Below are 6,707 nucleotides of genomic sequence, written 5' to 3'. Positions count from 1 at the left end.
AGCGGGCGCTGGGAGCCCCTGCCAGGCACCGGCACCCTGGACGAGATGGCGCAGTTGGTCGTCACGCTCCTGCAGCCCTATTTGCAGCCAGAAAATTATTAAACCTATTTGAGGGATGTTGTACTAGGAGCAGGTTCGCACCCGGCGGTCGCCATTCCTCGATGCCCCACGTTATAGTATGCGGCACAGGGAAGGCGCGATTGTGCGCCCCGACACCGGGCAGGGTGCAAGTTGACCACAGAAACCAAGAAAAGAGCGCCGCGTCGCAAATCGAATGCAATTTCCGTATTGGACGTGGCACGCGCGGCGGGTGTATCGACTGCGACTGTTTCGCGCGTGTTGAACGGCAACGCGAAGGTAGCAGCCGAACTGCAGAACCGCGTGCGCGAAATCGCGCAGGAACTCGGCTACACGCCGCACGCCGCGGCGCGCGCGCTGGCGTCCCAGCGATCGAAGACGATCGGCGCCGTGATTCCGTCGCTGGAAAACCAGAACTTCGCGATTGGCGTGTTCGCGCTGCAAAAACGCATGGGGGAGGCTGGCTATACGTTGCTGCTTGGCTGTTCGTACTACGACCAGGAAGACGAACTGAAGCAGGTGCGCGCGCTGATCGCGGACGGCATCGCCGGGCTCATGCTGGTGGGCCGTAGCCACTCGCCCGCGCTTTATGAACTGATCGAAAAGGAGCAGATTCCGCTCGTCAACGGCTGGACCGTCGATCACGATCATCCTTATGTCGGATTCGACAATGTCGCGGTGGGCCGGCGCCTCGCCGAGTATCTGCTCGATCTCGGGCATGTGCGCTTCGGCATGATTACCCAGATGACGCAGCACAGCGATCGTGCGGCCGATCGCATTGTCGGCGTGCGCGCGGCGCTGCAGTCGCGCGGCCTGCAATTGCGCCACGAGCATCTGATCGAGATGCCGCACAGGATCATTGAAGGCCAGATGGCGATGAAGGCGCTGATGCAGAGTCCCGAGCGTCCGACGGCCGTGATCTGCGGCACCGATCTGCTTGCGATCGGAGCGTTGGCGGAGGCGCGCGAGGCGGGCATCGACGTGCCGGGCGAGCTATCGATCGCGGGCATCAACGACATCGAATTTTCCAGCTTCACGACCCCGCCGCTGACGACCATGCGGCTCGCTGCCGACGAAATCGGCGCGCGCAGCGCCGAGTATCTGCTCGCACGAATCGAGGGGCGGCCCGTGAGTTCGCAGAACATCGTTCCGACCGATCTGATCGTGCGCGGGACGACGGCTCGTCTTCGTAACAGCTAGACCGTCGTTCCAACCTTACCGTCTAAAGCGACGCGCTGCCGGGCGACCGTGGCGTGTCGGACCGTTGGTCTCCGCGATCGAACCGCTGCCGCGCCACTTCCATTTCGCTCATGTGAGCTTCGACCCAATCCCAGATTCCGCAGATCTTGTCCAGAAGGCTGCGGCCGAGCGGTGTTAGCCGATAGTCGACGCGCGGCGGTATCACGGGATGCACGAAGCGCGAAACCAGCCCATCGCGTTCGAGTTGACGCAACGTCTTGGTGAGCATCTTCTGACTGACGCCACCGATGTGCTCGCGCAGGCGCGAAAAACGCATCTCGCCATGCGTCCCAAGCGCATCGATCACCAGGATGGTCCACTTATCGGCGATCTGCTCGATGATGTTGCGCGCAAGGTCGTCGGTTTTTTTCTGCGCACTGTCTTCGGCGCAATGCCCGTCGTAGCAATTTGTTTCCATGGGGAAAGTATGAAACCGTCAAGTGCCTTCTTGTGATCGCCAGATGCGGCTGAAATAATCGTCTCGCGTGCTCGCTCAGGCGGCATGCCTCAGTTCCTCGGACCGCATCCACATGGGCGCGGTTGGTCAACCAACGAGCATCGCATGACTATTGAAACACTCGCAATTGAAGGTTTATCGACACCTGTCTCGCGCATCGGCCTCGGCACATGGGCGATCGGCGGATGGATGTGGGGCGGCACCGATGAAAAGGAATCGATCGCGGTGATCCGCCGGGCGCTCGACAGCGGCATCAACCTGATCGACACGGCGCCTGTGTACGGATTCGGCGCATCGGAGGAGATTGTCGGCAAAGCGCTTGCAGATGGCTATCGCCACAAGGCGGTCATCGCGACCAAAGTCGCACTTGAATGGCGTGACGGCAAAGTGTTTCGCAACTCGACGCCGGAACGCATTCGTCACGAAGTCGAGGATACGCTTCGGCGCTTGCGAATCGATTACATCGATCTGTATCAGGTGCATTGGCCCGACTCGCTGGTGCCGATCGAGGAGACCGCAGCAGTGCTGAATGATCTGCGCAAGGAGGGAAAAGTTCTGGCACTGGGTGTCAGCAACTTCTCGACTCAGCAGATGGATGTGTTTCGACGGGGTGCTCCCCTGTCGACCGCACAGCCGCCCTACAACCTGTTTGAACGCGACATCGACGGCGACGTGCTGCCGTATGTCAAACAGCACGGACTGGTGGCGCTCGCGTACGGCGCGCTGTGCCGCGGGCTGCTTGCTGGTCGCATCGATGTCAATACGAAGTTCGGCGGCGACGATCTGCGTCTGCACGACCCCAAGTTCCTGACGCCACGCCGCGGACAATATGTCGCAGCGGTCAAGGCACTCGATGTGTTTGCCCGGGAAACCTTCGGTAAATCCGTGCTCGCGCTCGCCGTGCGCTGGGTGCTGGATCGCGGACCGACGATCGCGCTGTGGGGCGCGCGTCGTCCTGCGCAACTGGATGGCATCGAAGAAGTCTTCGGCTGGCGCCTCGATGCGAACGCGTTCGCGCAGATCGATTCGATTGTCGACCGGTACGTCAAGGATCCGGTGGGACCGGAATTCATGGCGCCGCCGCAACGCGTTCAGGTTGCGTAACACAGGGCAAGCCCAGCGATACCAGCGCTCAATGTGCGCTATTTGGTGCCAGCAGCTGAGCGGCAACGGATGGTGTAACGCGTAGCAGTCCAGAGCATAAAAGTGGGACCTGAGAGAGACCGTTGCGGCGCGCGGCCATTGAGTGCCGCGCGCCCGTCAGCGGCAAGGAGTCAACAAATGGAATTGATAGTGAATGGCGTTCACCACACCGTCGACGCAGACGCGAACATGCCGCTGCTGTGGGCGGTTCGTGATCTTCTGGGTTTGCACGGCACCAAATTCGGTTGCGGAGTGGGTGCATGCGGGGCATGCACGGTCCACCTTGACGGCGTCGCCGTGCGGTCATGCGTGACAGCGCTGGCGGACGCACAGGGCAAGGCTGTGACCACCATTGAAGGGCTCAGCAGGAATGGCGACCATCCGGTACAACGCGCGTGGAAAGCCGCCAACGTGCCGCAGTGCGGCTACTGCCAGCCGGGTCAGATCATGCAGGCGGCGTCGCTGCTAAAGCAGACGCCGAAGCCGACCGACGAGGAGATCGTCGACGCGATGTCCGGCAACGTTTGCCGTTGCGGCACCTATCAGCGCATCAAGGCGGCGATCAAAGCCGCAGCGGAGACAGCGTGATGAGCCAAATCGTCAATCTGAGCCGGCGCCGGATCCTGCAAGGCACGTTAGCCGGCGGCATCGTGCTTGGCATGCGGATCGGCGGCATCAATACGGCATTTGCGGCCGGCGCTTTGCCGCAAGCGGGTAATGTGCGCGGTGTCTTTGCACCGAATGTTTACGTATCGGTCTCGCCCTCTGGCGAGATCATTCTGGTCGCGCATCGCTCCGAGATGGGCACGGGCATTCGCACCAGCCTTGCGATGATCCTCGCTGACGAGCTCGACGCCGACTGGCAGACGGTCAAGGTGGTGCAGGCGCAAGGCGACGCGAAGTACGGCGACCAGAATACCGATGGTTCACGCAGCATCCGTCAATTTTTCCAGCCCCTGCGCGAAGCAGGAGGTAGCGCACGGCAAATGCTGATCGCGGCCGCTGCGGCCCGGTGGCGGGTTGCACCCGGCGCCTGCCATACCGAGCCGGGTCATGTCGTGCACACGGCCAGTAAGCGGCGTCTGCCATATGGTGCACTGGCCGAGGCCGCCTCGCGGCAGCCGGTGCCAGCTCGCGACACGCTGCGCCTGAAGGACGAAGACAACTGGCGCTACATCGGCAAGTCGATACCGATCGTCGATCTCGACGACATTGTTCGCGGCCGTGCGACGTATGGCATCGATGTCGTGCTGCCTGGCATGACCTACGCGTCGATCGAGCATCCTCCGGTCTATGGCGCGACCCTCAAAAGCGTCGATGCCGCTGACGCGATGAAAGTGCCCGGTGTGCTGCACGTTGTGCGCATTCCTCTCGCGTCTTTGCCGGCTGGCTTTCGACCGCTTGGCGGCGTCGCGGTGCTCGCGACCAACACGTGGGCCGCCGTGCAAGGGCGCAAAAAGCTCAAGCTCGAATGGGATGCGGGCGCAAACGGGTCGTACGACACCGCAGCGTACCGCCAAACGCTCGAAGATACCGCGCGGCGACCAGGCAAAGTCGTTCGCAGCAACGGCGACACGGGCGCCGCGCTGCAGAGCGCTACAAAGCGGATTGCCGCAGACTACTTCGTGCCGCACCTGGCGCATGCCGCGATGGAGCCGTTGGCGGCCACCGCGTCCTGGGCGAACGGCACGGTCGAGATATGGACAGCGACACAAAACCCGCAGCAGGCACGCTCGACCGTCGCACAGGTGCTCGGTCTGCCGGAGTCGGCAGTGACGATCAACGTCACGTTGCTGGGCGGCGGATTCGGCCGGAAGTCCAAGCCCGACTATGTGGCCGAGGCTGCGTTTCTGTCACGCGAGGTCGGCGCACCGGTCAAGCTCACATGGACGCGCGAAGACGATCTGCGCAACGACTATTACCACGCGATCTGTGCGCAGCACCTGGAAGGCGCCCTCGATGGACAAGGTAAAACCATCGCGTGGTTGCACCGGAGCGTGTTCCCGTCGATCGGCACGACCTTCACCCCGAACGTGCTCTATGGTTCGGCCGGCGAGCTCGGGCAGGGCGTCACCGACATCCCCTATGACATCGCCAACATCCAGTGCGAGAACGGCGCGGCGACGGCGCACACGCGCATCGGCTGGTATCGCTCCGTGTACAACATCCCGCACGGATTTGCCGTTGGGTCGTTCGTCGACGAACTGGCGGCGGCGGCGCGACAGGACCCGGTGCAACACCTGCTGACGCTGCTGGGACCGTCGCGTCATGTCGACCTGCACGCGCTTGGGGTCGATTACCCGAACTATGGCGCGTCGATGGACGAGTATCCGATCGATACCGCACGTTACGCGGCGGTGGTGCGGGCGGCCGCGGTGCGCTCCAGCTGGTCGACCGCTTTGCCGGCGCGGCACGGACGCGGCATTGCCGTCCATCGTAGCTTCCTGAGTTATGTTGCCGCAGTCGCCCAGGTCGAGGTGGCGGACGACGGTTCGGTGCGCGTGACGCGCGTCGATCTCGCGGTCGACTGTGGGCGTATGGTCAATCCCGACCGGGTCGTCGCACAGTTCGAAGGCGCCGTGGTCATGGCGCTCGGCAATACGCTATACAGCGAACTCAGTTTCCGGAATGGGATGCCAGAGCAATCGAACTTTACCGACTACCGGGTTGCCCGCATCGACTCGGTACCTCAAACCTACGTTTACATCGTGCCGAGCGATGCGCCGCCGGGCGGCGTCGGCGAACCTGGCGTGCCGCCCGTGTCGGCTGCGATCTGCAACGCGATCTTCAATGCAACCGGCAAGAGGATTCGTGCGTTGCCGGTGGATACCGGGCTGTTGAAGCGCGCGTAGTTCCGAGCTGCGGCGAGATGCGCGGGCGGCTTTAGCGGCGAGCCACCAGAACTCCGCTGCGCGCCAGCATGTCTCTCGTTAGCTTGACGATTGCATCAATACCGCTGCCGCGCCGCTCCGCCTGATAGGCAATGAAATATTTCTGCTGTCTCAAACGCGGCTCCGGTATCAATGTATGAATGAGCCCAGCCTCGATTTCCGCGCGCATGATCGCCGGCGACATCACAGCTACGCCATGGCCCGCAGCCACGAGCTGCAGCATCATCGACAAAGAGTTGCAGGAACTCAGGTTCTCCGCCTCAAGCCCTGCATTGCGAAACCAGTTCGTCACCAGCGAGTGATTCGAAGAAGGGTGCGTGACGGTGATGACCGGTAAGTGGACCAGACTCTCGGGCGTGACCTCGCGCCTCGCCACCAGCCGCGGCGAGGCGACCCAGTGCAGGTCCGTGAGCCCGATCGTTTGCTCGACGATGTTCTGAGCGGCGCACGAATCGTTCAGGATCGCGACGTCGAGTTCTCGCGCGATCAGTTTGCGGCTCAGCGCCACGCCGACATCGACCGTAATCTCGATCCGTAGCGCTGGATAGGCGGCCTTCAATTGCGTCAGCAGACTGGCCAGTCCGGCCAGCGCCGTCGATTCGTTGGCGCCCAGCCTTAGTAGCCCTCTCATGGGATCTCGTCGTTCGGCGACGCGACTGAATTCATCGGCGAGCTTCAGGATCTTTTCTGCCTGCACCAGCGCATCCTGACCGACGAGCGTCAGGCCAGATCGGCCGCGGCCACGCTCGAACAGCTGTGCGCCGAGTTGCGACTCCAACTCCTGGATGCGCGCGGAAATCGTCGGCTGTGTCAGGTGCTGGTGGCGCGCCGCGGCATGGAAGCCGCCTAGACGGGCGGTCCAGTAGAAGGTTTCGATTTGCTGAATGGACACTCGCATG

General features: G+C 62.6%; 6 protein-coding genes. 4 read left to right on the top strand and 2 right to left on the bottom strand.

What is annotated here, in order from left to right; genetic code table 11:
* Positions 1–294: 294 nt before the first annotated feature.
* Entirely contained in the window at positions 295–1,278 is a 984-nt protein-coding gene (locus GNZ12_RS08875) for a LacI family DNA-binding transcriptional regulator (protein WP_328805968.1), read from the top strand.
* Positions 1,279–1,300: 22 nt separating this feature from the next.
* Here the strand turns inward: GNZ12_RS08875 and GNZ12_RS08870 are convergent, their stop codons facing one another.
* Positions 1,301–1,735, bottom strand: a complete 435-nt coding sequence (locus tag GNZ12_RS08870) for a winged helix-turn-helix transcriptional regulator (protein WP_172309982.1) — start codon at positions 1,733–1,735, stop codon at positions 1,301–1,303.
* Between the two features lie 144 nt (positions 1,736–1,879).
* Between GNZ12_RS08870 and GNZ12_RS08865 the strand changes: the two genes are divergently transcribed.
* From GNZ12_RS08865 to GNZ12_RS08855, 3 genes are all read left to right on the top strand, one after another.
* Positions 1,880–2,878 (top strand): aldo/keto reductase, encoded by a 999-nt coding sequence (locus GNZ12_RS08865; protein WP_172309981.1) that lies wholly within the window; start codon positions 1,880–1,882, stop codon positions 2,876–2,878.
* A gap of 177 nt (positions 2,879–3,055) precedes the next feature.
* Positions 3,056–3,505: a (2Fe-2S)-binding protein gene (locus GNZ12_RS08860; protein WP_172309980.1), complete on the top strand. Its 450-nt coding sequence runs from the start codon at positions 3,056–3,058 to the stop codon at positions 3,503–3,505.
* Positions 3,505–5,769: a xanthine dehydrogenase family protein molybdopterin-binding subunit gene (locus GNZ12_RS08855; protein ID WP_172309979.1), complete on the top strand. Its 2,265-nt coding sequence runs from the start codon at positions 3,505–3,507 to the stop codon at positions 5,767–5,769. The genes GNZ12_RS08860 and GNZ12_RS08855 overlap by 1 nt, the downstream gene beginning before the upstream one ends.
* A gap of 31 nt (positions 5,770–5,800) precedes the next feature.
* Here GNZ12_RS08855 and GNZ12_RS08850 read toward each other — a convergent pair whose 3' ends face one another.
* On the bottom strand, positions 5,801–6,706 hold the full coding sequence (locus GNZ12_RS08850; RefSeq protein ID WP_172309978.1) for a LysR family transcriptional regulator: 906 nt from the start codon (positions 6,704–6,706) through the stop codon (positions 5,801–5,803).
* Position 6,707 lies beyond the last annotated feature (1 nt).

Source organism: Paraburkholderia solitsugae, assembly GCF_013177695.1.
GTDB classification, from domain to species: domain Bacteria; phylum Pseudomonadota; class Gammaproteobacteria; order Burkholderiales; family Burkholderiaceae; genus Paraburkholderia; species Paraburkholderia solitsugae.
Note: the sequence above shows the minus strand (reverse complement) of the source record. Positions and strands in the feature narration are given on the sequence as shown.